Raw genomic sequence first — 24,641 nt, 5'->3', positions numbered from 1 at the left:
GGGGGGGGGGCGCGCGCAGGCGCGACGGGGGCAGCGCCCCCGCCCCCGTCAGGCCGCTTCGTGGCGCAGGATCGCCGCCTCCGACGCGCTGAGACAGCGCCGCGCATACCCGCCATAGCGATGCGGCTCGTGCCCGAGATCGGGATCGAGCGCCAGAAGCCGCGCGCGGTCCGCCTCGGTGAGCGTCGACAGCGCCGCGCTCGCGGGGTGAAAGCTCTCTGTTTCCACGCCGTTGGCCCGGATGATCTCGTGCCCGGGCAGCAGCAGGTGGATATAGGTCACCTCGCGCGCGGCGAGATCGACACTGATGCTGTCGTTGTTGATCAGGTCGCGCGCCATCACCAGAACCTCGGGCGTGTTGAACAGCGACCGCGCCACCTCGCCGCGCACCAGAACGCGGTGCTCGGGGCTCACCACCAGCGTGGCATCGGGCAGGTCGCTGCCCAGCGCCCCCGCGCGCAGCCGCACCGGGCGCAGCCGCGGCATGGCAAACAGCCGCGCGCCGGTCATCCGGCGGCTGCCGGTCCAGCGGATCTCCTGCGCGCCGCTGTCGCGGGTCTGCACCCGGTCGCCCTCGCGCAGCTCTTCCACGAGGCGCGGGCCATCGGGTGTCTCGATCCGCGTGCCGGGGGTGAAACAGATGACCCCGCCGGACGCCGGGCTCGTGCCCTGCAACCCGTCGAGCGCGTGATGGACCACCCACATCTCGGTATCCTGCGGCGGCATGTCGTCGAGGAACATCAACAGCGGCGGCGCACCGCCCTCGACCTCGATCACCGTCACCGTATAGCTTTGCAGCCCGTCGGTGACCACGAAGCCGAGGTCCCTCATCGCCTCGTCTACCTCGATATGCCCGAGATCGCGCCGCCCGCTGATCGCCGCGCCGACCAGCCGCCGCACCATCCGTGCCGCGCGCCGGCGCTGCACCTCCTCGCCCTGCGTCCTCTCCAGCCGCAACAGGTTGGGCGGGCCGTCCACGCGCACCGCCTCGCCCTGCCAGGACCACGTCATCCCGACGGACATGGCCTGCGGCGCCAGGGCGCGCTGACCGTCCAGTTCCGTTTGCGACCAGGAGATGACGAACGTGCCGCGAAAGCCCGTTCCCATACCCGATACCTGCCTCTCGTCTTTTTTTATTGGCGTCACAGTAGCAAAACCGATTCGGTCTGCAAAGCCGGGTTCGGAAATTTTTAGAACGGCAGCCGGAATTTCAGAGATCCGACAACCTGCCCCTCGTCCTGCTGCTCGAACTCTTCGCTGAGCCATGTCACGCCGTAGAACAGCGAGGCACCGCTGCGCCCCTCCCAGTGCAGCCCGCCGCGCACCCGCGTGCGATAATCCTCTCGCGTGACCGTGGCGCTGCCGGGCAGGAACTCGCTGCCCCCGACCCAGGCGATGTCGGCCCCGAGGACAAGGGCCGTCCCCGCGCCATCCTCGCGCACCACCCGGTAGCGCTGCCCGGTGACCGGCTCGCGCACCAGCAACTCGCCGCGCGTGAGGCCGCCTATCGTGATGTCCGCCCCGGCGCGCAGCAGCGTCTCCACCCCCGCGCGCGCCTCGGCAAAGGGCCGCAGCCGGGCGGTCCCGAAATCGAAGCTGCGCCCCGCCTCGATCACGCCGGTGGGGTGAAACCCGTCATCGACCTGCCCGCGCTTGGTCCGGCCGCTGATCCTGTCGCCGCCGACGATGTCATGCAGCCAGTCCTGGAAATCGTCGAGCCCGGTCTGCGATCCGGTGACGACCATGTCGGCCCCGAGCGCGTAGTCCACCCCGCCGTGCGCCATGTGGGTATGCAGCCCGAGGCTGAGCGCCCCGGCAAAGGGCCGGTCCATCGGCGCGGGGTGCGACACGTCCTCTGGCGCGATGATCTCGCCGTTGAAGCGGAGTTCCAGCATCTCGCCAAAGCGGCGCGGGGCCGTGCCCTCCCAACCGGGGGCGTAGACCCGGCTCGACGCCACCGAGCCGGTGCGCCAGCGATCATCGCCGTCGCCGATGAGATCATTGGTGAAGATCACACCATAGCCGATGCGATAGCGCCCCTCCGCCTGCGCGGTCCCCGCCACGACAAGGCAGACCCCGAGGGCCCAAACCAAAAGACGCACCATCGCGCGCGCTCCTATCCGGTGCCCCCCCGGGCATGAACCTGTTAGCATCGCCACAGGGCGGATTTCCAGCGAAACCGTGGCACGGAGGGGGCATCTCGCGCGGGCCATCCCCGGGCATGGCCCGAGGATCTGCCCGCACCCCACGGCCAGCACGCCTGTTCGCGGCGACTATGGAGCGACCGGGCTGGTCAGGCCGGCTCTTCCGGGTTGTCCTCCGCCTCTGCTGCCAGCCCAAGGGCGACACGGCGATGAACCCGATCACCCCTCGGTCAGGGTGGCGGGACGCCTGCGCTGTCGCGATACCTGACCCGGCGGGGCCGGGCCGGATGCTGAGCTTGACCTGCCGACGGCGCCGGTTAGGTAGACCGGTCAACCCGCTGCGACCGCAGGGGCTTGGGCCATCGAGGAACAACGCGAAGGTATCTCTACATGCTGCGACTGCTGGCGAGCGTTCTCGCATCCCTCTTTTTTGTGCTCGGCGCAGCCCATGCGCAGGACGGCAGTGGGGCCCCCTCCGGGACCACCGGGCAGAGGACGAGCGTCGATCTGCTGCTCGATGTCATCGAGGATGACGCGGCGCGCGCCGAGTTGGTCGAGCGGTTGCGCGGGGCGGATGCGGTGCCGCCCGATGCTCCGGGTGACGTGATCGTGGAGTCGCTGTCGGACGGGGCGGCCCCGCCGGAGGACGCCTCATTCGGGCGGCGTATCGCGCTGGTCACGCAACAGGCGGCCGAGGATGTCGTGGACTGGGGCATGCAGTTCTGGGGGCAGTTGACGCGCGCGCCGGAGGTGTTCGGCGGGCTCAGCGGCGGCGAGGCCGGTGTTCTGGCCGAGGCGCTGAAAGATCTGGCGCTGGTGATCGCGGGCACGGTCGTGGTGTTCTTTGCGCTGCGATGGCTGGGCAAATCGCTATATGCCAGCATGAGCGCTTCGGCGCGCGACGGCGGCGTGGCGCGCATGGTGGTGCTCTTTACCACCTCTGCGGTGATCGACGCGGTGATCGTCGTGCTGGCCTGGGGCGCGGGTTATGTGCTGGCGACCCTGGCACTGGGCGAGATCGGGCAGATCGGCATCCGGCAGACGCTCTATCTCAACGCTTTCCTGCTGGTGGAGATGGCCAAGGTGGCGGTGCGGCTGGTGTTGTCGCCCTCGGCGACCTCGCTGCGACCCCTGCCGATTGGCGACCGGGCCGCGTCTTACCTGTCGTCGCGGATCAACCTGATCGTCGGGGTGGTGGGCTATGGCCAGTTGCTGGTGGTGCCGATCATCAACAGCAATGTGTCGTTCGCGGCGGGGCGCGCGGTGTCGGCGCTGATCGCGGTCGCGGTGCTGGGTTTTGCGATCTGGCTGGTGCTGCGCAATCGCCGGTCGGTCACACACTGGTTGCTGGGCGATGACGCGGGCCCCCGGGTTGCGGCACCCGAGGGGACGGCTGATCCTGCATCCGTGCGGGGCCGCCGGGCGCGGGGCGCGCTGGCCTACCTGGCGCGGCATTGGCACTGGCCGGCGCTGGCCTATCTGCTGGCGCTGTTCGTCATCGTGATGCTGCGCCCGGGCGATGCGGTGTTCCAGACCTTTCTCGCCTCGGGGCAGGTGCTGGTGGTGGGGCTGCTCGGCTTTGCCGCCTCCGGCTTTATCAGCCGGGCGATGGTGCGCGGCGTGAGCCTGCCGTCGCGCGTCTCGGACCGGGTGCCGCTGTTGCAGGGGCGGCTCAACGCGTTTGTGCCCCGGATGCTCTTTGTGCTGCGTTTGGTGATCTTTGCGGGCGTCGTGCTGTTGGCGCTCAATGCGATTGGGCTGATCGACCTGCGGGCCGCGATGATCAGCCAGTTCGGCCTGCGCCTTACCGGCATGATCCTGTCGGTGTCGCTGGTGCTGCTGGTGTCGTTCGGGCTGTGGCTGGCGCTGACGTCGTGGGTGGATTACCGGCTCAACCCCGGGTTTGGCAGCGTGGCGACGGCGCGCGAACGCACGCTTCTGACGCTGTTGCGCAATGCCGCGACGATCGCGCTGGTGATCATCACGCTGATGTTCGTGCTGGCCGAGATCGGCCTCGATATCGCGCCGCTGCTGGCCTCGGCCGGGGTGCTGGGCCTTGCCATCGGTTTCGGTGCGCAGAAGATGGTGCAGGACATCATCACCGGCATCTTCATCCAGTTCGAGAACGCGATGAACGTGGGCGACGTGGTCACCGTCAGCGGCGTCACCGGGACGGTGGAGCGGTTGACGATCCGCTCGGTCAGCCTGCGCGATCTGCACGGGGTGTTTCACATCATCCCGTTCTCGTCCGTCGATATGGTATCGAACTACGTCAAGGATTACGGCTATTTCGTCTGCGACATGGCCGTCGCCTACCGCGAGGACGTGGACGAGGCGAAACAGGCGATGCTCGATGCCTTTGCCGAGTTGAAGGGCGATCCCGATCAGGCCGACGGTATTCTCGACGAGTTGGAATGGTTTGGCGTCAACAGCTTTGGCGACAGCGCGGTCATGCTGCGCGCCCGGATCAAATGCGTGCCGGGGCGGCAATGGGGTATCGGGCGGGCCTATAACGGTGTGCTCAAGACCGTGTTCGATGCGCGCAATATCGAGATCCCGTTCCCGCATCAGACGATCTATTTCGGCGAGACGAAGGACGGCCGGACGCAGAGCGTCAAGGTGGCCATGGAGACGCCGGGCGCTGCGGCCTGACGTCTTCGGGCGCGCAAGCACATTGCGGTGTGACACGTCTGCAGGCACAAGGGGCTGTCAACACGGGGAAGCGCGGGTTTGGTCACGCAAAGGCACGGTCGGGTCGATCTCGTGGCCGGCATCCTGCTGGTCGCGATCACCTGTCTGGTTATCTTTCACGAGTGGCACATCGCGGCGTGGATGGCCCCGGCGAAACCCGTGCTCGTGCTGCTGCTCGTGGGCATTCTGGCGGCGCAGGTCCGGGCGTCGCGCAAGGCGTTCGTCGCGGTGGCGCTCGGCCTGACCGTGGCCCTCGCGTTCAGCGCGCCGGGTTGGCGGGAGGTGGCGATGGACGGGTTGCGCTCGGCGGCGTTCATCGCGGCGTTCTTCTCGGCGCTCTCGACCCTGCGCAATGTCGCGCAGACCTCGGCGGCGGTGCAGGCGGCGGGGCGGTTCCTGTCGGCGCAGCGCCCCGGCCGCCGCTATGCGGCGCTGACCATGGGCGGGCAGGGCTTTGCGTTGCTGCTCAATTACGGGGCGATCCAGCTTCTGGGAGCTCTGGCGCTCACCAATGCCGAGACCGAGCCCGATGCCGAGGTGCGCGGCCACCGTATCCGGCGGATGCTGCTGGCGATCCAGCGGGCCTTCGTCTCGACCCTGCCGTGGTCGCCGCTGTCCTTCGCGATGGCGATCTCGGTCAGTGTGGTGCCGGGGGCAAGCTGGGCCCAGGCACTGGTGCCGGGGCTGGTGTCCTCGGCGCTGCTGGCCGGGATCGGCTGGGGGCTCGACACCGCGTTCAAGCCACGGCTGAGCGTGACGCCCCGGCGGCAGGAGCCGGAGGGGTCCTGGGCCCTCATGCTGCCGCTCCTGGCGCTGCTTGCGGTGCTGGTGGCCGGCGTGATCGGCCTGTCGGCCATCACCGATGTGCGGATCGTCGGGCTGGTGGTGGTCATCGTGCCGGTGATCGCGCTGGTGTGGATGCTGATCCAGCATTGGGCGCAGGCGCCCATGCGGTCGGTGGCGCGGCGGGTCGGCACCTACGTCACCAAGGAACTGCCGGGCTACCGCGAAGAGCTGACGCTGCTGATGATGGCGGGATATATCGGCACAGTGGGTTCGGTCCTGCTCGGGCCGCTGATGCAGCGCGCCGGGCTGGACCTGTCGGTGCTGCCGCCCTGGTTGTTGCTGGTGAGCTTCGTCTGGCTCATTCCGCTGGCCGGGCAACTGGGGATGAACCCGATCCTCGCGGTGACGCTGCTCGCGCCGCTCATTCCGGGCGCCGGGAACCTTGGCGTGACGCCGACCGCCATCGTCGTGGCGCTGGCGGCGGGATGGGCACTGAGCGGGGCCAGTTCGCCCTTTACCGCGACGACACTGCTGATCGGGTCCTTCGGCGGCATCAGCGCGCTGCGCGTCGGCTGGGTCTGGAACGGCGTCTACACGGTGCTCTGCGGGGTCATGCTGTCGCTCTGGGTGGTGCTTTACGCCTTTGCCGCGTGACGGTCAGATGAGGGTGATGGCTCTGCCTTTCCGGATGGTGCAGTGGGGCCAACGTCGGCTTTCGGTATCCTGACCGCGCAAAAAGGCGGACAACTGTCCATCATGTCACGCCGCCTCGGCGACGTCCGGTGATGGACCGGCGTGACCTTGCCGCGTTGCGTGCTACTTCTTTCCCTTCGATACGTTGTTGGATGAGCGCCGGTGCACAAAACGAGCGTCTTGAAACAGGTTGTCATGTCTGCCCTCCTGATCGTGGGGGCGGGTCTTGCGTGGCAGTATCGCGCCGAGCTGAGCGCCGCGATAAACCTGCCTGATGCGCCGCCTGCGCGGCAAGCCGGGCAAGATACAGAGGCCCCCGGCGTTCCGGTGATCGCCGCAGAGGTGACCACCATGCCGGACGATCTGACCTTTTCCGCGATCGGCACCGGATTTGCCTTGCGGTCCGTCACGCTGCGCGCCCCGGCGAGTGGCGAGATCACCGAGCTTGCCATCGCTCCCGGTGCGCGGTTCGAGACCGGCGATGTGCTGATGCACCTGCGTGATACCGACGAACGGCTGGCCCTGGCACTGGCCGAGGCACGGCTGGAGCGGGCCACCTCGGAGCGCAATCGCTACCGCGCGTTGCAGGATACCGGTGCCGCCGCCACCGCGCGCTTCGAGGAGGCCGAGACCGATTTCAAGGTGGCGCGCATCGCCGTCGAGCAGGCCCGTGCCGATCTGGAGGACCGCACGCTGCGCGCGCCCTTTGACGGGGTGTCGGGGCTGGCGAGTGTCGAGGAGGGTGACCGGATCGTCGCCGATGACGCGATCTCCAGTTATGATGACCGCAGCCGCATTCTGGTGGAATTCGACCTGCCCGAGGCGCTGCTGAGCCGGGTGCGGATCGGTCTGAAGGTCAGCGCGCAGACCCCGGCGGTGGAGGGACGCCGCTTTGATGGCGAGGTGATGGCGATCGACAGTCGCGTCGAGGCCGACACCCGCACCGCGCGGGTGCGCGCCGCCATCGACAACGCGAGCGATCTGCTGCGGCCCGGCGCGTCGTTCTCGATCCGGCTGGACCTGCCCGGCAAGAGCTATCCGGCGGTGCCGGAACTGGCGCTGCAATTCTCGGGCGGGGCGTTGCAGGTCTGGCGCGTCTCGGGCGGCACGGCAGAGCCCGTTCGGGTGGAACTGGTGCGCCGCCGCGACGGTCAGGTGATCGTCGACGGGCCATTGACCGAGGGGGAGCGGATCATCGTCGAGGGCACGCAGCGGCTGCGTCCCGGTATCGAGGTCAATGTGCTCAACGACGTGGGCGCGGTCCGCTCATGAGCATGGGCGGGCGCGGCATTTCCGATCTGAGCGTGCGGCGGCCCTGGCTGGCGGCGGTGATGAGCCTGCTGATCGTGATCGCGGGCATTGGCGCACTCTTTGGCATCGAGGTGCGCGAATTGCCCGATGTGGACCGGCCCATCGTTTCGGTGCGTGCCAATTATCCCGGTGCGTCGCCGACCACGGTCGATGCCGAGGTCGCTTCGCTGGTCGAGGGGGCCGTGGCGCGGGTGGCCGGCGTCGAGGCGGTGCGCACCTCTTCGGAAGAGGGCAATTTCCGGATGCGGGTGGAGTTCAGCTCGGATCGCGATCTGGCCAATGCCGCCAATGACGTGCGCGAGGCGGTGAGCCGGGTCGAGACGCGGCTGCCCGACGGGGTCGAGGATCTGTTCGTGGTGAAATCCGAGGAGGATGCCGATCCGGTCGTCGATGTCGCGGTCTGGAGTGACGCGCGGTCCATCGGGGAATTGACCCGGCTGGTCGAGGATGCCATCGCCACCGAGTTCACCGCCGTCGATGGCGTGGCCGAGGTGGTCTTGTTCGGGGATCGGCAGCGGGTCTTGCGGGTCGAGGTCAGGCCGGACCGGCTGGCGGCCTTTGGCCTTTCGATTGGCGAGGTTGCGGAGGTCTTGCGCGCGGCGCAGTTCGACGTGCCGGTGGGCAGTTTTTCCTCGGGGCCGCTGGAGGTGCTGGTGCGCGCCGATGCCACCGTGGCCGAGCCTGCGCGCATTGAGGAGTTGCTGTTGCGCGACCGGGTGCGGCTGGGGGATGTGGCCGGGGTCTATTTCGGACTTGCCACGCCCGACAGCGTCGCGCGGCTTGATGGGCGGCAGGTGGTCAGCCTCGGGATCGTGCGGCAGGCGCAGTCCAATACGGTGCGGATCTCCGACGAGGTGAGCAGCGTGATCGAGCGGCTGAAACAGCGGTTTCCAGATCTCGGCTTTGCCGTCACCAGCGATGATGCGGTGTTCATCAAGGGCGCGATTTCCGAGGTGCTCAAGACGCTTGGCGTGGCGCTGGTGATCGTGATTGCGGTGATCTGGGTGTTTTTCGGCCGTCTCGGGGCCACGCTCATCCCGGCCGTGACCATCCCGATTGCCTTGGTGGGATCGGTCGCGGGGATCTACCTGATGGGGTTCTCGATCAACCTGATCACGCTGCTGGCGCTGGTGCTGGCCACCGGGCTGGTGGTGGACGATGCCATCGTCGTGACCGAGAATATCCAGCGTCGGCGGCAGGAGGGGATGGGCCGCCGCGCCGCCGCCGTTCTGGGATCGGGGCAGGTGTTTTTCGCGGTGATCGCAACCACGGTGACGCTGATCGCCGTCTTTGTGCCGATTTCCTTCCTGCCGAGCGATGCCGGGCGGTTGTTCACCGAATTCGGTTTCGTGCTGGCGGCGACGGTGGCGATCTCGTCCTTTGTCGCGCTGACCATGTGCCCGATGCTGGCCTCGCTGTCGGAGGAGTTGGGGCGCGGTGGCGGGGTCTTTGGCGGATTGGGACGTCGGCTGGCAGCGCTTTACGGCGCGCTCATCCGCCCGATGATCGGCGCCCCGCTGGTGACGCTGGTGGGCGCGATGCTCATCGCAGGCGGCGCTGTGCTGGTCTATGAGCGTCTGGGCGAGGAACTGGTGCCGCCCGAGGATCGTGGCATGGTTTCGGTCTGGGTGCAGGGGCCGGACGGCACCGGGCTCGACTATACCGACCGGCAGGTGGTGCAGGTCGAGGACATGCTGCGGCCCTATGTCGAACAGGGCGTGGCGCAGAGCCTTTATTCGATCACCGGGCGCTATGACCTCAATCGCGGCAGCATTGGTGTGCGGCTGGTCCCGTGGCAGGAGCGGGATATGTCGCAGGCCGATATCGAGGCGGAGATCCGCGATGAGCTTGACGCCCTGCCCGGCGCGCGCCCGCGCATCCGAAGCGGCAACAGTCTGGGGCTGCGCGGCGGATCGGGCGGCGGCCTGAGCATCGCGCTGACCGGGCCGAACTATCCGCAGATCGCCGAGGCCGCCGATGCCTTTGCGCAGGATCTGGCAGAGGTGCCGGGCGTCTCGGGCATCCGCGTGCAATATCAGGCGACACAGCCGCAGCTCAGCATCGGGGTCGACCGGCAGCGCGCCTCGGATCTGCGGGTGCCGATGGCGACGCTGTCGGGCACGCTACGGGCGCTGATCGACGAGGACGAGGTGGCGGAACTGACCATCGACGACGAGGCGGTGCCGATCTTTTTGCAATCGTCGCAGGGGGCGGTGCGCGATTCGGTCGATCTGATGAACCTCAACATCCGCTCGGATGCGGGCGATCTGGTGCCGTTGAGCCAGATTGTCACTCTCAACGAGCGCGGCGTCGCGGCGGAGCTTGACCGGCATGAGCAGCGTCGCGCCATCGAGATCGACGCCTCGGTGTCGCCGGAGGTGACGCTGCGCGAGGTGATCGACGAGGTGCGCGCGATGGGGCAGGAGCGGCTGCCTGCTGGCATCGGCCTCATCTTTCTTGGCGAGGCCGCATCCCTGGACGAAACCTCCTCGGCGCTGACCGCGACCTATGTGATCGCGCTTCTGGTGGTGTTCCTCGTGCTACTGGCGCAGTTCGAGAGCCTGACGAGCGCGCTGGTGGTGATGACGACGGTGCCGTTCGGCGTCTGTGCCGCGATCTATGCGCTGCTGCTGACCGGCACGACGATCAATATCTACAGCCAGATCGGCGTGCTTATGCTGATCGGGGTGATGGCCAAGAACGGCATCCTGCTGGTCGAGTTCGCCAATCAGCTGCGCGACGCGGGGCGCGAGGTGATGGATGCGGCCCATGAGGCGGCGCTCGCGCGGCTTCGCCCTATCGCGATGACGCTCATTTGCACGGTGATGGCCGGCCTGCCGCTGATTCTCGGGACCGGGCCGGGGGCCGAGGCGCGGGCGGCGATCGGTTGGGTGATCGTGGGCGGTCTTGGCATGGCCGCGATATTCACGTTGTTCCTGACGCCTGCCGCCTATGCTCTGCTGAGCGGGCTGACACGCGCGCGGGCCTCGTCTTCCGAGGCGCTGGACCGGGAATTGCGTGACACCGGCGCCTGACCGGCGGCCGATCATCACGAGCGGAGGTCTCCTGCGCCGAGTCTGCAAGCCGCAGAGATGAGGAAGGATCAGGTTGTGCTGTCCCGGGTGGAGCGTTCGAGCGGCCAGTTGCTGTCGCTGAACCGGTCTGATCGACTCGTCGGCTCAACAAGAGCCGAAATGGATTGGGCCGATGGTCCGGGAGGTGCTCCGGAGACGAAATTCAATCTCCACCTGAGTGATTGAAAAATTTCAACTTGGAAGACTTGGCTGTGCGGTCAGTCCCAGGCTATCCGGTCTCTGGTCAGGAAGCCCAATTTACAGGAAATTTACAGGGAAATCTGGCGTTTAAGGGTATGTTTTTGGGCGAATCGGCTTGTTACGGTTCGGATGTTTATCGCGTTATCAGTGGGTTGCGTGGCAATTCCCCTGTTCCTACGAAAAAAGGGAATTTGAGTCCCGCGATCAGGGAAAACTCACCGGCAATCAGGAAATGGTTGCGGGATAACAAGGAATGCAGATCGCGGCGAAAGCTTTACCGAAACCCCGGCTTACCAAGCTCGCGGCGATAACGCTGAAGTGAGGGGTCGCATGGGGGAAGACCTGAAGCAAGTCAATCGGGTGCTGGAGATCATCGAGAAGTAAATCGAGAGGATAGGGTATTGAAAGGTTCGGGGTTCGTGGCTCGAAAGTCTATCTTCGATATCGTGCGCCAGGCGGGAAAGGGCGGAGCGCCCACTTTCGCTGCGGCAGTTACGAACGTCCGATCAAGATAAAATGTCCGTGGTCAGAAATTTTCGAAGCTTCGCGATCTGCTCGCGTCGCTGCATTTTTCTTCGCATCAAGCCTCGTGCCTGTTAGCCCACAATTCCCATTTGAATCGCGTGCGAACGCCCATGTCGAGAAAGGGGCGCGGTGGCAGGAAGCTCGGCGAACCGAGGCTTTCCATGTCGGCGATCATCGGGTTGTCCCGGCCAGTTGCCGCGTCGGCCGCGAGGATGCCGCCAAAGGTGCCCTTGGTGACGCCGACGGCATTCTGGCAGACCGCCGACCAGATATTCGGCGCGACTTGGCCAAACGCTGGCGCGGCGTTGCGCGACAGGCAGACAAAGCCGCTCCATGTATGCTCCATCCCGACCGCCTCCAGTCCAGGGAAACGCTGATCGAAGAGCTGCTTGTGCCGGCGCTTCACCGCTTCATGTTCGCCGGCAGTGATCCTTTGGCTCGGGCGATAGTTCAGGCCCTGCCGTATCAGGATACGGTGATCATCCGTGTAGCGCATCGTGATACCGGCAAACGCATTGGCGGGTGTGAGCCCCCACGGGCGCGGGGCGCCGTAGACGCGCTGTTCTTCTTCGGTCAGGGGGCGGCTCAGGCTGGCATGGGCAATCAGGTGCAGGAACTTGCGCTGGTGAAAGCCGAATTGCTCGGAGAACCCGTTCGCTGCCAGGATCATCTTCGGCGCACGCACCGACCCCTTGGCCGTCGTCAGGCAGACGCCGTTTCTGTACTCGGCCTCAACCACTGGTGAATTCTCGTACACCTGCACGTTTTCGGGCAAGGAATCTGCCAGCCCGCGAGTCAGCGCCGCCGGGTTCATCAGGACGCAGTTCGGCGTGTAGACAGCGGCGGTGAAATGCGGCGAGCCCAGCTTGTGCTTCAGCGCGTCGCCCTCGACCCACTCGAACGTCTCGCCAAGCGCTTCCAATTCCTTGCGAAAGGGGACCAGCACCTGTTCGGTTCCGCGCGGTGACACGGCGGCGTGGTATTTGCCCGCGCGTTTCCAGTCGCAGTCGATCCCGTGGGTTTCCACCACGCTTTCCAGATGGTCCAGTGCCATTCTGGCAAGCCGCATGAAGCGGTGCGAGCCCTCAAGCTCGTCCAGCGAGGAACCGACGTTGTGCGGCAGGTCGATCCCGAAGCCCGAGTTGCGCCCGGACGCGTTTTCGCCCGCCTGCCCGGCATCGATCAGGACGATCCTCTCGTCCGGGCGGTTCTCAGCCAGACGCCGCGCGGCGGCCAGTCCGGCATAGCCCGCGCCCAGTACGATCCAGTCGACGTTCGCGTCGCGCTGTAACTCGGGATGTGGTTCGCGATCGGGCAGGATCGCGCTCCAGCCGTTGGTCTTGTCATCCGCTGGCAGCCTGTTGATCTTCATTCCTCAGCCCTCCTGCGCCCAGTCTGCCGGTTCGATCGCGAAAAAGACCAGTGCGTTCTCGGCGACATAGGTCAACTCGGTGCCGTTCGGCAGCCAGAGACAGTCCTGCGGTCCGGCCTTCAGGGTGCCGTCCGCCGTACGCACGATCAGTTCGCCCTCGAGGACCAAAATCACCTCGTCGTATTTGATCGTCCACGGTATCTCGGCCTTTCTCAACCGAACGTAGCCACTGCCCAGCTTGGCTCCGTCCTCTGGTCCGCTGACCGGTGCACCCTCGGCCATGTGGCCGTATTGGAAGCGGGGCGTGAACTTGGCCGCGTTCGGTGAAACGACACGGGCAGGCGATTTTTCGGACATTGCGCAACTCCCTGTAGCTGTCTGCGCGATACCGGTATTGACCCAAGTCAATACAGCCCTGTATGCATGCATGCAACCCTGTATGGAGTGTTGCGAATGGCCTTGATCTCAAGCAAGGTGACACCGGACCGGCCGGCCCGGCTGACCGGTGACGACTGGATCGAATGCGCGCTGGCTGTTCTTGTGGAAAGCGGCATCGAAGCCGTTCAGATCACCGCCCTTGCGCGGCGTCTGGATGTAACGCGCGGCAGCTTCTACTGGCATTTCGAAAGCCGCGAGGCGCTGCTCGACGCGCTTCTGACCGAATGGCGCGCCCGAAATACCGGTGTGATGGTCGAGGCGCTGGAAGGAACCACGACGCTGGACGACGGGATCCTGGCCCTGTTTTCGGTCTGGGTGGATCACCGCCGGTTCGATCCGAGGCTCGATCAAGCGGTCCGGGACTGGGCCCGGCATTCCGAACAGCTTCGCGGTGTGGTCAAGGCCGAAGACGCCGCGCGTGTCCGGGCGATCTCGGCGTTCTACAAACGCCACGAATTCGACCCCAAGGAAGCCTTCATTCGGGCCCGCGTGATCTATTTCACCCAGATCAGCTATTACGCGCTGCACCTCGAGGAGGACGAGGCGATCCCGGAGCGCATGAGCTACCTGGAAGCCTATTTCCGCAGCTTCACGGGTCGGGATATCGACCCTGCCATCGCCGCTGCCTATCGGCAAGGCAAACCGGAGGGCCATGACGAATGACCGCGACGCAGCAGACGACCGGACGACGACGCGGCCGCATGGCCAAGCGCAAGCGCCAACCCGAGGCCGCGTTTGACGCGGCCTGGCGGCAATGGCGCAATCCGTATCCGCCAATCGAACAGTTCAGCGCCGACGAGATCGAGGCGATCCATCGGGCCTCCATGACCGTTTTGTCGGATATCGGGGTGCGCGTGCTGAGCGCGGAGGCGCGGCGCGCCTTCGTCGCCGCCGGGATGACCGATGCAGGCGACCAGGTGATCCGCTTTGATCCGGATCTCGTGGAAACCCTTGTCGCCCATGCACCGCCGGAGGTGACGTTGCGTGGCCGCGGGGCCGGGCGGGACGTAACGATTGGCGGCAACAAGGTGGGGGTATGCACCACGGGCGGGACGCCGAACTTCTCGGACATGAAGCACGGGCGCAGGCCGGGCACGCTGGCGGCCCTGGACGATCTGTGCCGGGTGGCGCAGGCCTTTGACGTGATCCACATGATCGGTCCTTTCGTCGAGGCCCAGGATGTGCCTCCGCATCTGCGGCATTTCGCGATGACCCGGTCTGTTCTGACGCTGACCGACAAGGTGCCCTTCGTCTTCTTTCGCGGCACGCAGGCGGTGGCCGACGCCTACGAGATGATACGGATCGCGCACGGGCTGAGCCGCGACGCATTCGCCGATACGCCCGTGAGCTACTCGGTGGCGAACTCGAACTCGCCGCTGCAACTCGACAATCTGATGTGCCGCGGCATCATGGACGCCGCCTCCGCCGGTCAACTGATGGTGCTGACGCCCTTTACCCTGGCCGGGGCGATGGCACCGGTCACCCTGGCTGGCGCATTGACGTTGCAGAACGCAGAAGCATTGGCCGGGCTTTGCCTGAGCCAGATCGTGCGGCCCGGCGCGCCCGTTTGCTATGGCAGTTTCACCTCGAACGTGGATATGAAAACCGGCGCTCCGGCCTTCGGGACGCCGGAATACACCAAGGCCGCGTTTGCCTCGGGACAGTTGGCGCGGCGCTATGGGCTGCCTCTCAGGTCGTCGGGTGTCACCGCCTCGAACGCACCGGATGCGCAGGCCGCCTATGAACATCAAATGTCGCTCTGGGGGGCGTTGATGGGCGGAACCAATCTGCTGCTGCACGGCGCGGGCTGGCTCGAGGGCGGGCTGACGGCCTCGGCGGAGAAATTCATTATCGACATCGAGCAATTGCAAATGTTCGCGGAACTTTTTAAGCCGGTCGAGGTGAGCAACGACACCCTTGGGCTGGAGGCGATCGCCGATGTCGGGCATGGTGGGCATTTCTTCGGAACGCAACACACGCTCGACCGTTTCGAGACGGCTTTCTATTCGCCCATTCTGTCGGACTGGTCCAACTATGAAAGCTGGAGCGAACGAGGCGCCCTGACCGCCGCAGACCGCGCGCATCGGATCTTCTTCCAGACCGTAGCGGCGCACGAGCCGCCGACGCTCGACCCCGCCCGATTGGAAGAGATGGACGATTTCGTGGCGCGGCGCACGGCCGAAGGCGGCGCAGATATTGAAAGGTAGCCGGAGAGTGTGGGCCGCAGAAGGCCTATCATGCGCAGGCATAATGTGTGCGGCCCGCAGGCACGGCGGGAACGCCGCCGTAAAGCATGAGCATTAAGCGCCGCCCGGTCGTGAACAACGCGGTTTTACGCGCTCCAAGCGATGTTCTGAATCGGAGCAAGGCCACTCTTGGCCAACCCGTGGTCAAGGTTTGGGCAGGATCACGACCGTCAAAGGTCAGCAGGGCGGGACGAAGCCGTCGTTTGATCGGCACATGCGGAGGTCTGGTCTGATATGCACCGCGGTCGTTCATTAAAGTCCGAGCAATTCGCGCGAGCCTAGATCACATCGTTCTCGTTCAAAATTCCGACACAGCATTTGCTGCTTGCTTAAACGCTGACCTGGTCACCTCCAAGTCGTCGGTTCTCAATGCGAGCGATGGATAAAGTTTCCCGGGCGATTTGAAGACGCCATTGGCGCGCAAGGTGGTGTTCCAGACCTCGTTGATCTTTGAATCGCGATGCTTGGCGGTTCGGTAGTCGACTGGATCGGCATCGGTGAAGTAGATGTCGAACAGGGTCGGGTCGCCGCAGATGCGATGGGCGACCCCCTGCGCGCTCAGGGCAGCGGATTGTAAATCCATCAAAGTCTGGCCCAGGTCCCGCAGCCGCTCGTACTGGCCCGGGCGGCGCAAGACCTCCATCGTCTTGAGCCCCGCGGCCGAGGCCACCGGATTGCCCGAGAGGGTGCCAAGCTGCATCAGCCACTTCTCTGCCCCAACAACCGCCTTGTCGAAATGGGCCATGATCTCGGCGCTGGCCCCTAAGGCCGCCAGCGGAAAGCCTCCGCCGATGATCTTTCCCAAGGTGCAGATGTCGGGCACCACACCGTAGCGTTCCTGCGCGCCGCCATAGGCGAGGCGGAAACCGGTGACGATTTCATCAAAAATCAGAAGCACGCCGTGTTTATCACACAAATCGCGCAGCCCTTGCAGGAAGCCGGGCTGTGCCGGGATGATGCGCTGCAAGGGTTCGGCGATGATCGCCGCAATGTCGCTGTGTTCGCTGAGGAGGGAGGCAACCGCGTCCAGGTCGTTGAAGGGCGCGATCAGCATCTCGTCGGCAACACCTTTTGGGATGCCGGCACTGTCGGGCACAGCCGTGGGGAAATTGACGTGTTTCGAAGGCGCGAGCGACATTTGCGCCTCGGCGGACATGCCGTGATAGCCGCCCTCGAACTTCAGGATCTTCGGCTTGCCGGTATAGGCGCGGGCAAGGCGGATGGCGTACATGTCGGCCTCACCACCCGATGTGACAAACCGGACCTGCTCACAGCAGGGGACCGCACCGACGATGGCCTCCGCCAGTTCGACGCCCTTCGCGTTGTTAGCAAAAAAGGTCATGCCTTTGGGCAGTTGCTCCAACACAGCTTCCATCACTTCTGGATGGCCATGACCCAGAAGCATCGGGCCGGACCCAATCAGGTAGTCCACGTATTCGCGGCCGTCCTCGTCCCAGACGTGGCTGCCTTCACCCCGCGCGATGACGATGGAGGCATCGAAATTGCCAAAACCAGCGGCGGGAAGCACCTCGCGGGCGCGGGCGATCCAATCGGCTTGGGAGTGAATGCGGTTCATGTCCTCAATCCAGTATCAGGTCGGGAGTGCCAAGGCGGTCTTGATCGACGGTGATGCCGAGGCCTGGGCCATCGGGGGGCGCGATACGGCCAGCGGTTCGGGTTGGTGCGTCAGGCGCGATGCGCGGGCTGACATAGCCCGATAGATCACAGACGTTCAGAACGCGGGATGGTGGAGTTGCCGCCCCCAGATGCAGCGCGGCGGCGGTCACGATGTCGCTACCCCATGTGCACTCGACGCACATCTTGGCCCCCAGATGCAGGCACAAATCACGCGCCCGGCGCGTGACAGAAAGCCCACCGAATTTCGACAGCTTGAGTGCAACCGCGTCCATGATGCCGAGGCGGTGCGCGGCAAGCAACGAGGCCGTGTCATGCGCCAACTCGTCCAGCTTCATCGGCAGGCCGGTGGCCGCTTGCACCCGCGCACAATCCTCCAGCGTGGCGCAGGGCTGTTCCAGCATCACATCCAGATGCGCCGCGCCGCGCCCGACGCGGATCGCGTCCAGCGTCGTCGCGCCGCAGTTCCAGTCGCCATAGACCAGCGGGCCGGGGCCGACAGCCTCGCGCACCTTTGCCAGCCGCTCGACATCGGTTTGCCAGTCGCCGGACGCGCCCAGCTTGGCCTGAAACTGGGTGATCCCTTGCGCCTGTGCTTCGCGGGTGATGCGGGCCATCTCGTCCGGTTCGACGCAGGTGATGGAGTGGTAAAGCGGCAAGGTGTCCTGCCGCCGCCCCCCCACTAGGGCATGGACTGGGAGCCCGGCAGCTTGCCCGGTAATGTCCCACAGCGCGATGTCCAAAGCGGATTTCGCGTAGACATGTCCGGGCAAAAAAGCCTCGCAATCGGCCATCAGTGCCTCGGCCCCAACAGGATCGCCCCCAAGGATGACGGGCGCGAGTTCCTGCAAGGCCGGTGCCACGCCGCGCGCATAGGCGTGCAAGTAATGCGGGATCGGACAGCCCTCTCCCCACCCTGTCAGCCCGGCATCGGTCTCGAGCGCGATGACAACCGTTTCCACGGTGTCACACGCCTTGCCATCCGCCATGTAATAGGCCGTGTGGCTGGTCAGCGGCAGGTGCCACAGCCGCAGCCGCGTGATGCGCTGTCGGGTCCCAACCGGGGACAGAGAAGGAGCGGCGATGCGGTTCATTCGGCGGGCTCCTGAACGGCATCCGCGCGGGGCAAAAGGCTTTGCGGATCGTAGGCCGGTTCACCCAGCACGCGGGCGGTGCGGGGTTTGCCGTGGATGATCACCTCGAGCGCGGTGCCGGGCGCGGCGGCATGCGGTTTGATATAGGCAAAGGCCAGGATCTTGCCGACCGTGTGACCATAGGCGACCGACGCCGTCGAACCAACAACCTCGCCATCCAGCGTCACCGCCTCGCCGCCATGGCCGTCGATATGGCCGTCCGGTTCGATCTCCAGATAGGCGCAGACCCATGGCAGATCGGTGTTCAGGGTCATGTCGCGGCCCAGATAGTCCTTGTCCGTCCGGGCAAAGCGCAGCACGTCGGCCTCGGCCAAACTGACTTCGTTGGTCAATTCGCCCGCGCCTTTGAAACCCTTCTCCATGCGCATCACGTTCATGGCGAAGCTGCCGTAGTCCGCGATGCCATGCGCCTCGCCCGCCTGCCAAAGTGCTGCGTAGACATCCGCCATGGCATCAAACGGCATGTGCAGTTCCCAGCCCAACTCGCCCGCATAGGACATGCGGAAAGCCCAGACGCTGTAGCCGGCAACAGTGATTTCCTGCGCCGATAGCCAGCGGAAGGATGCATTGTCCAACCGCGCATCGGTGCAGGCGGCAAGCACATCGCGGGACCTTGGCCCGTTGAGAGACAGCGCACCCCAGCTATCCGACAGGGCTGTGATGGTCACGTTCTCTGCGTTGCGATGCGTGTCCAGATGATCCAGCAGGCGCTGTTCGAAAAAGGCCGCGCAGACGAGGTAGAACTTGTCACCGGCCATGCGGACGATGGTGGTTTCCAATTCGATGCGTCCACGCCGGTTGAGCATATGCGTCAGGGTGATGCTGCCAACTTTCTGCGGCATCCGGTTCGCTGTCAGCCGATCCAGCAGCGCATAAGCATCGGATCCTTCGACCAGCACCTTGGTAAAGGCCGTGACATCCATGATGCCGACACGCTCGCGCACGGCTTTGACCTCTTGTGCCACCATGTCGTCCACCACCGTGCGGCGGAACGAATAGTGATCTTCCTGCGCCACGCCATTCTTCGCAAACCAACGCGGGCGCTCAAACCCGTAGACTTCTTCGAACACCGCGCCCTTGGATTTCAGCGTGTCATAGAGCGGCGACGGCTTGATCGGACGCCCGGCCAGCCGGTTGAAATGCGGGAACGGGATTTCGTGGCGCAGGCAGTAGTCTTCCTTGGCCTTGATCACCTGCCAGTCCTTGTTGGCGTAGCTGCCAAACCGGCGCGGATCATAATCGCGCATCGAGATGTCCGCCGCGCCATGCACCATCCAGCGCGCCAACTCGCGCGTCAGCCCCGGTCCCCAACCGATGCCAATTTGCGTGCCACAACAGCACCAGTAGTTCCGCACGCCCGGCGCGGGGCCAATAAGGGGATTGCCGTCAGGGGGATGCGAAATCGCGCCATGGACGTCGCGGCTGATGCCCAGATCGGCGAAGATCGGCATCCGGTTGAGCGATTCCTCCAGCCACGGCATGATGCGGTCATAGTCCGCTGCAAACAGCTCATTCTCCGCCTCCCAAGGGCAGTGATGCTCCCACACGGTGTTGGGATTGGCCTTTTCGTAGATGCCGATCAGGCCCTTCTTCTGCTCCATGCGAATGTAGCCCGACACCTTCCGATCATCGCGAATGACCGGCAATTCACGGTCAAGATCCCGGAACTCCGGCACTTCGTCGGTGACGAAATAATGGTGCGTCATCGAGGTCATGGGCAGTTGCAGCCCCGACCATTCACCCATCTGCCGCGCATAGGTGCCGCCCGCGTTGACCACATGTTCGCACAGGATGGCCCCCTGGTCGGTTTCCACCAGCCATTCGCCTGACGGCTGTAGTGTGATGTTCGTGGCACGGCAGCGGCGGATGATCCGCGCGCCCCTGGCCCGTGCCCCTGCCGCCATCGCCATTGTCACATTGGTCGGGTCCACGTGCCCATCATCCGGCGTATACAATGCCCCCAAAACGCCATCGAGGTTATAGAACGGGTGCAACTCCCCCACCCGGTCCGGCCCGACCAATTCGATGTTGAATCCCAGCGACCGCCCCACCGACAGCGTGTGGCGCAGCCAGTCCATCTCGTCTTGCGTATAGGCCAGCCGGAACGATCCGCAGCCATGCCATGTGACGGCCTGCCCGGTCTCTGCCTCAAGCCCGCCCGAATAGAGGCCGATGTTGTAATCCACACATTTGCCCAAACCAAAGCTGCTGGTGGAATGCGTGATCTGGCCGGCCGCGTGCCAGGTGCTGCCCGAGGTGAGTTCTGCCTTTTCCAGCAGCACGACCTCCGCCCCCCAGCCTTCATGTGCGAGGTGATAGGCAAGTCCGATCCCCATCACACCACCGCCAACGATGACCACACGGGCGTGGCTGGGAAACTGCTTGTCCGACATTGTCGCTTCCTTTTTTCGGGAGTCGCAAAACCTGTGGACAGGCTAAGTGGACGTGTGTACCAATGTCAATCATGAATGGCACAAATGTATCACATCACGTTCTGGAGCGTCTCACCGAAGAGTGGGACGCACTGACACCCGAAGCCCAAAAGGCGGCGCGCTACGTGCTGGAAAACCCCAATGACGTCGGGGTTTCGACGGTGCGCGAGATTGCCGAGGCGGCGAACGTCAAACCCAACACCTTCGTGCGCATGGCGCGCCAGGTGGGGTTCGAGGGCTACGAGGATTTCCGCGCGCCCTTCCGCGAGGCGATCCGCAAGGGCGCTGTCAGCTTTCCCGACCGAGCGCGCTGGTTACAGGACATCCGCAAATCGGGCGATCTGGGCGGGCTTTATGCCGATATGGTCGAAGGGGCGATCCGCAACCTTGAAGAGACCTTCGCCGGCATCGACGCCGAGGCGCTGAAACGCGCCGCAGAGGCGATCTGGAACAGCCGGCAGGTCTTCACCTTGGGCGTCGGAGTGAACAACGCGAATGCGCGCAACTTCACCTACCTCGCCTCCACCGGCATGGTGCAATTTCACGCCATTCCCCGCCCCGGATCGACGCCCACGGATGATCTGGCCTGGGCAGACAAACGCGATGTGCTGATCGCCATGTCCATGCGCCCCTATCGAACCGAGGTTGTCGCCGCCGTCGAGGTGGCCCGAGAGCAGGGCATGACCATCATCGGCCTGAGCGACAGCCCGGCCAGTCCGATCATCCGCGCGGCGGATCATGGCTTTGTTGTCGCCGTGGACACGCCGCAATTCTTTCCTTCGTCCGTGTCGACCATCGCGCTTCTGGAAACGCTGCTGAGCTTTGTGATCGCGGTTGCCAGCGACGAGATCGTGGAGCGGGTCGAAAAATTCCATGACCGCCGCCATCAGCTTGGCATCTATGTGGAGGAGCCGGAATGAAGGACGAAACACCCCCGATCCGCTCGCTGGACGCGCGCTACTACAACGACCCAGCGGTCTTCGAGGTCGAAAAATCCGGTCTGCTCGCGCGCACCTGGCAATTCGCCTGCCACGCCAGCCAGTTGGAGAACCCCGGCGACTACGTCGCGTTTGATCTGGGCGATGAAAGCCTGTTCTCGATCAGGGGGCGGGATGGCGAAATCCGCACCTTCTACAACGTCTGCCAACACCGCGCGCATCAACTCGTCAGCGGTGAAGGCAGCACGCGCGTGGTCGTCTGCCCCTATCACGCGTGGACCTATGAGCTGACCGGCAAACTGCGCGCCGCACCGAACGCCAAATCGGTGCCCGGCTTCGATGCCTCGAAAATCTGCCTGACCGAAGTGCGCACCGAGATTTTCCTTGGCTTCGTCTTCGTCAACCTCGACCCGGATGCAGCGCCTATGGACGACTGGTTCCCGAACGCGCGCACTGAGTTGGAAGACTTCGTGCCCAACTGGGCCGATCTGAAGCCGCTGGAATGGGTGGCGATCCCCGAGAATTGCAACTGGAAGGTCTCGGTCGAGAATTACTCGGAGTGCTACCATTGCACCCTGAACCACCCGACCTTTGCCACCGGCGTGATCCGGCCGGAAACCTACGATGTCCAGCCGCAGGGCCATTGCCTGCGACACACGACCGAGTGCAATGACCTCAGCCAGATGACCTATGACATCGACAGTGGGTTCGGCAACAACGACAAGTATTCAAGCTGGTTCCTCTGGCCGATGTTCAGCTTCCAGGTCTATCCCGGCAATCTGCTGAACACATATCATTGGCGTGCGATTGATGCTGACCACGTGGTGGTCTGGCGCGGATGGTATTCGGTCGGGGGCTATGACGATGAAACCGTCCGCCGCATGGCCCAACAGGATCGCGCCACGACGGTCGAGGAAGACATCCATCTGGTCGAAAGCGTACAGCGCGGGTTGAAATCGCGCGGTTACGTGCCCGGGCCACTGGTCGTCGATCCCGCCTGCGGGGTCAATTCGGAACACTCCGTCATGCACCTGCAACGCTGGATGCGGGAGGCCGTGGATGGCTGACGTGAAACCCTATTGGCAGAATTACATCGACGGTACATGGGTTGATGGTAGCGCGGGCCGGATCGACGTGACCGACCCCGCGACCGGCGAGCGGATCGCAGAGCACGCTCTTGCCGATGCCGCCGATGTAGACCGCGCCGTGCAGGCCGCGCGCCGGGTGCATTTGTCCGGCGCACTGACGGCCATGCGCCCGATCGAACGCGGCCGCATGGTGCAGGCGACGGGGCGGTATCTGCTGGAGCATAAGGATAAAATCGCCCGTATCCTGACGCTGGAACAGGGCAAACCGCTTTGGAAGGCCCATATCGAGGTCGAGGGCGCAGCGCTCTATTTCGAGTATTACGGCAATCAGACAAGTACAGTCGAAGGCCGCTCGATCCCCCTTGGTGCGGGCTACATGGACTGGACGGAATACGAACCGTTCGGTGTTTCTGCACAGATCATCCCGTGGAACTATCCTGTTGAAATGACGGCCCGGTCCCTGTCTGCCGCCCTGGCCACTGGCAACGCCTGCGTGATCAAATCGCCCGAGATGACGCCGCTCAACAATGCCTACTTGGCCAACGCGGCCGAGGCGGCGGGGTTCCCACTCGGCGCGGTGAATGTGCTCTGCGGGCTGGGGCGTGATGCGGGCGCGGCGCTGGCCGGGCACCACGACGTTAAACAAATCGTGTTTACTGGTTCCGTGCCAACCGGTATCGCGATTGCGATGGCAGCAGCACAAAACGTGGTGCCCTGCGTGCTGGAACTGGGCGGCAAGTCGGCGGCCATCGTGCATGAGGACGCCGATCTCGACGCATTCGAGAGCGATATCCGCTGGGGCATCTACTTCAACACGGGGCAAGTCTGTTCCGTGATGTCCCGTGTGATCGTCCACGAAAGCCGCCATGACGAAGTGATCGAGCGGGCCGCGAAGGTTGCCAAATCCCTGTCGGTCGAGCCCGGCATCAAGCGTAGCACCTTTGACGCGAACATGGGAGCGATGGTCAGTGACGGCCAGCGCGACCGCGCGCTTGGCACGGTCACCCGCGCCGAAGAGCAGGGCGCAAAAGTCGCTTCGGGTGGACGAAAGCCCAAGCGCCTCGGCGCGTTCCTCGAACCCACGGTTCTGGCGGGCGTAACACCGGACATGGACATCGCGACACAAGAGGTCTTCGGTCCTGTCCTGTCCTGTCCTGTCAGTCCTGTCCTTCGAAGACGATGCGCAAGCCATCGAGATCGCCAATAGCACCGATTACGGACTGGTGGCGGGCGTCTTCACATCTGACCTTGATCGCGCCACCCGCGCGGCGCGGCACCTCCGCGCCGGTCAGGTCTTCGTCATCGAATGGTATGCTGGCGGCGTGGAAACGTCGTTTGGTGGCTACGGAAAATCGGGCTATGGCCGCGAAAAGGGTCCTGAGGCGCTTTGGAACTACGTGCAAACCAAGAACATCGCGATCCGGCTGAAAGGATAATACCATGAGCGCATTCGACGAAGATCTGTTCCTGAAAGGGCTGGAGCAACGCAAGGCCACGCTTGGCGCGGAATACGTCGAAAAGAACCTCGCCGCCGCTGATGACTTCACCCGCCCTTTCCAAGAGGCGATGACGGCGTGGTGCTGGGGCTTTGGCTGGGGCGATGATGTGATCGACCCCAAGACACGCTCCATGATGAACCTGTCGATGATCGGCGCGCTTGGCAAAATGCACGAATGGGAAACCCATTGCCGCGGAGCGCTTAACAACGGCGTCACTCAGGATGAAATCCGAGCGATCATCCACGTGATCGGAATTTACTGTGGAGTGCCGCAGGCGCTGGAGTGTTTCCGCGTGGCCCGGCGGGTTCTGGACGAGGGCTGACGACAGATATTGTCTGGGCAAGCGCGGCTCTGTTGCACAAAACGGGTGATGGCCGTGGTTCCGCTTTCCCCGGACGGACTCGTCCCACGGCT

The 24,641-nt window shown here is 64.6% G+C and carries 16 protein-coding genes and 1 pseudogene; 10 read left to right on the top strand and 7 right to left on the bottom strand.

The genetic code is table 11. The features are described 5' to 3' along the window. Window positions 1-48 precede the first annotated feature (48 nt). Together ACFFU4_RS03325 and ACFFU4_RS03320 are read right to left on the bottom strand one after the other, a co-directional pair. Window positions 49-1,107 carry a Hint domain-containing protein gene (locus ACFFU4_RS03325; RefSeq protein ID WP_377067035.1) on the bottom strand — a complete coding sequence of 353 codons (1,059 nt, stop codon included), beginning with the start codon at window positions 1,105-1,107 and terminating at the stop codon, window positions 49-51. A gap of 83 nt (window positions 1,108-1,190) precedes the next feature. Then, window positions 1,191-2,105, bottom strand: coding sequence for a lipid A-modifier LpxR family protein (locus tag ACFFU4_RS03320; protein WP_377067033.1), 915 nt, complete (start codon window positions 2,103-2,105; stop codon window positions 1,191-1,193). Between the two features lie 429 nt (window positions 2,106-2,534). Here ACFFU4_RS03320 and ACFFU4_RS03315 point away from each other — a divergent pair, with 429 nt between their 5' ends. The 4 genes from ACFFU4_RS03315 (at window position 2,535) to ACFFU4_RS03300 (ending at window position 10,660) form a co-directional block, all read left to right on the top strand. Next, the gene (locus ACFFU4_RS03315; RefSeq protein ID WP_377067031.1) at window positions 2,535-4,796 is read left to right on the top strand and encodes a mechanosensitive ion channel domain-containing protein; all 2,262 of its coding nucleotides are present in this window, start codon (window positions 2,535-2,537) and stop codon (window positions 4,794-4,796) included. Window positions 4,797-4,874: 78 nt separating this feature from the next. Next, window positions 4,875-6,275 carry a hypothetical protein gene (locus tag ACFFU4_RS03310; RefSeq protein ID WP_377067029.1) on the top strand — a complete coding sequence of 467 codons (1,401 nt, stop codon included), beginning with the start codon at window positions 4,875-4,877 and terminating at the stop codon, window positions 6,273-6,275. A 234-nt stretch (window positions 6,276-6,509) separates the two neighbouring features. Continuing rightward, entirely contained in the window at window positions 6,510-7,586 is a 1,077-nt protein-coding gene (locus ACFFU4_RS03305) for an efflux RND transporter periplasmic adaptor subunit (RefSeq protein ID WP_377067027.1), read from the top strand. Beyond that, window positions 7,583-10,660, top strand: coding sequence for an efflux RND transporter permease subunit (locus ACFFU4_RS03300; RefSeq protein ID WP_377067025.1), 3,078 nt, complete (start codon window positions 7,583-7,585; stop codon window positions 10,658-10,660). The genes ACFFU4_RS03305 and ACFFU4_RS03300 overlap by 4 nt, the downstream gene beginning before the upstream one ends. 820 nt (window positions 10,661-11,480) lie before the next feature. Here ACFFU4_RS03300 and ACFFU4_RS03295 read toward each other — a convergent pair. Beyond that, a complete protein-coding gene (locus tag ACFFU4_RS03295) occupies window positions 11,481-12,797 on the bottom strand; it encodes an NAD(P)/FAD-dependent oxidoreductase (RefSeq protein ID WP_377067023.1) in 1,317 nt (438 codons plus the stop codon). Between the two features lie 3 nt (window positions 12,798-12,800). Then, on the bottom strand, window positions 12,801-13,154 hold the full coding sequence (locus tag ACFFU4_RS03290; RefSeq protein WP_377067021.1) for a EutQ-related cupin domain-containing protein: 354 nt from the start codon (window positions 13,152-13,154) through the stop codon (window positions 12,801-12,803). 96 nt (window positions 13,155-13,250) lie between these two features. On the opposite strand from ACFFU4_RS03290, the gene ACFFU4_RS03285 reads away from it, so the two are divergent. Continuing rightward, on the top strand, window positions 13,251-13,898 hold the full coding sequence (locus tag ACFFU4_RS03285; RefSeq protein WP_377067019.1) for a TetR/AcrR family transcriptional regulator: 648 nt from the start codon (window positions 13,251-13,253) through the stop codon (window positions 13,896-13,898). After that, window positions 13,895-15,442 (top strand): trimethylamine methyltransferase family protein, encoded by a 1,548-nt coding sequence (locus ACFFU4_RS03280; protein WP_377067017.1) that lies wholly within the window; start codon window positions 13,895-13,897, stop codon window positions 15,440-15,442. The genes ACFFU4_RS03285 and ACFFU4_RS03280 overlap by 4 nt, the downstream gene beginning before the upstream one ends. A gap of 337 nt (window positions 15,443-15,779) precedes the next feature. Here the strand turns inward: ACFFU4_RS03280 and ACFFU4_RS03275 are convergent, their stop codons facing one another. From ACFFU4_RS03275 to ACFFU4_RS03265, 3 genes are read right to left on the bottom strand one after another with little or no spacing between them, the layout of a single operon-like run. Further along, a complete protein-coding gene (locus ACFFU4_RS03275; protein WP_377067015.1) occupies window positions 15,780-17,057 on the bottom strand; it encodes an aspartate aminotransferase family protein in 1,278 nt (425 codons plus the stop codon). Between the two features lie 4 nt (window positions 17,058-17,061). Further along, window positions 17,062-18,210 carry a mandelate racemase/muconate lactonizing enzyme family protein gene (locus tag ACFFU4_RS03270; RefSeq protein WP_377067013.1) on the bottom strand — a complete coding sequence of 383 codons (1,149 nt, stop codon included), beginning with the start codon at window positions 18,208-18,210 and terminating at the stop codon, window positions 17,062-17,064. Then, window positions 18,207-20,663, bottom strand: a complete 2,457-nt coding sequence (locus tag ACFFU4_RS03265; RefSeq protein WP_377067011.1) for an FAD-dependent oxidoreductase — start codon at window positions 20,661-20,663, stop codon at window positions 18,207-18,209. Before ACFFU4_RS03265 ends, ACFFU4_RS03270 begins: the two co-directional genes overlap by 4 nt. 71 nt (window positions 20,664-20,734) lie before the next feature. Between ACFFU4_RS03265 and ACFFU4_RS03260 the strand changes: the two genes are divergently transcribed. The 4 genes and pseudogenes from ACFFU4_RS03260 to ACFFU4_RS03245 all read left to right on the top strand — a co-directional run bounded on the left by ACFFU4_RS03260 (window position 20,735) and on the right by ACFFU4_RS03245 (window position 24,549). Next, window positions 20,735-21,622 carry a MurR/RpiR family transcriptional regulator gene (locus ACFFU4_RS03260; RefSeq protein ID WP_377067009.1) on the top strand — a complete coding sequence of 296 codons (888 nt, stop codon included), beginning with the start codon at window positions 20,735-20,737 and terminating at the stop codon, window positions 21,620-21,622. Next, a complete protein-coding gene (locus ACFFU4_RS03255) occupies window positions 21,619-22,707 on the top strand; it encodes an aromatic ring-hydroxylating oxygenase subunit alpha (RefSeq protein WP_377067007.1) in 1,089 nt (362 codons plus the stop codon). Before ACFFU4_RS03260 ends, ACFFU4_RS03255 begins: the two co-directional genes overlap by 4 nt. Continuing rightward, window positions 22,700-24,164 (top strand): annotated as a pseudogene (locus ACFFU4_RS03250) (aldehyde dehydrogenase family protein). The gene ACFFU4_RS03255 and the pseudogene ACFFU4_RS03250 overlap by 8 nt, the downstream one beginning before the upstream one ends. Window positions 24,165-24,168: 4 nt before the next feature. Further along, window positions 24,169-24,549 carry a carboxymuconolactone decarboxylase family protein gene (locus tag ACFFU4_RS03245; RefSeq protein ID WP_377067005.1) on the top strand — a complete coding sequence of 127 codons (381 nt, stop codon included), beginning with the start codon at window positions 24,169-24,171 and terminating at the stop codon, window positions 24,547-24,549. Window positions 24,550-24,641 lie beyond the last annotated feature (92 nt).

Origin of the sequence: Roseovarius ramblicola, assembly GCF_042430665.1 — a bacterium.
GTDB lineage: Bacteria > Pseudomonadota > Alphaproteobacteria > Rhodobacterales > Rhodobacteraceae > Roseovarius > Roseovarius ramblicola.
This window is presented reverse-complemented; position numbering and strand designations above follow the sequence as displayed.

What these genes read in the sequence shown, in the direction of transcription:
- ACFFU4_RS03285 (WP_377067019.1), top strand. Translation starts at nt 13,251, where the DNA reads ATGGCCTTGATCTCAAGCAAGGTGACACCGGACCGGCCGGCCCGGCTG.
- ACFFU4_RS03255 (WP_377067007.1), top strand. Translation starts at nt 21,619, where the DNA reads ATGAAGGACGAAACACCCCCGATCCGCTCGCTGGACGCGCGCTACTAC.
- ACFFU4_RS03270 (WP_377067013.1), bottom strand. Translation starts at nt 18,210, where the DNA reads ATGAACCGCATCGCCGCTCCTTCTCTGTCCCCGGTTGGGACCCGACAG.
- ACFFU4_RS03280 (WP_377067017.1), top strand. Translation starts at nt 13,895, where the DNA reads ATGACCGCGACGCAGCAGACGACCGGACGACGACGCGGCCGCATGGCC.
- ACFFU4_RS03245 (WP_377067005.1), top strand. Translation starts at nt 24,169, where the DNA reads ATGAGCGCATTCGACGAAGATCTGTTCCTGAAAGGGCTGGAGCAACGC.
- ACFFU4_RS03300 (WP_377067025.1), top strand. Translation starts at nt 7,583, where the DNA reads ATGAGCATGGGCGGGCGCGGCATTTCCGATCTGAGCGTGCGGCGGCCC.
- ACFFU4_RS03320 (WP_377067033.1), bottom strand. Translation starts at nt 2,105, where the DNA reads ATGGTGCGTCTTTTGGTTTGGGCCCTCGGGGTCTGCCTTGTCGTGGCG.
- ACFFU4_RS03325 (WP_377067035.1), bottom strand. Translation starts at nt 1,107, where the DNA reads ATGGGAACGGGCTTTCGCGGCACGTTCGTCATCTCCTGGTCGCAAACG.
- ACFFU4_RS03315 (WP_377067031.1), top strand. Translation starts at nt 2,535, where the DNA reads ATGCTGCGACTGCTGGCGAGCGTTCTCGCATCCCTCTTTTTTGTGCTC.
- ACFFU4_RS03265 (WP_377067011.1), bottom strand. Translation starts at nt 20,663, where the DNA reads ATGTCGGACAAGCAGTTTCCCAGCCACGCCCGTGTGGTCATCGTTGGC.
- ACFFU4_RS03295 (WP_377067023.1), bottom strand. Translation starts at nt 12,797, where the DNA reads ATGAAGATCAACAGGCTGCCAGCGGATGACAAGACCAACGGCTGGAGC.
- ACFFU4_RS03290 (WP_377067021.1), bottom strand. Translation starts at nt 13,154, where the DNA reads ATGTCCGAAAAATCGCCTGCCCGTGTCGTTTCACCGAACGCGGCCAAG.
- ACFFU4_RS03275 (WP_377067015.1), bottom strand. Translation starts at nt 17,057, where the DNA reads ATGAACCGCATTCACTCCCAAGCCGATTGGATCGCCCGCGCCCGCGAG.
- ACFFU4_RS03305 (WP_377067027.1), top strand. Translation starts at nt 6,510, where the DNA reads ATGTCTGCCCTCCTGATCGTGGGGGCGGGTCTTGCGTGGCAGTATCGC.
- ACFFU4_RS03260 (WP_377067009.1), top strand. Translation starts at nt 20,735, where the DNA reads ATGAATGGCACAAATGTATCACATCACGTTCTGGAGCGTCTCACCGAA.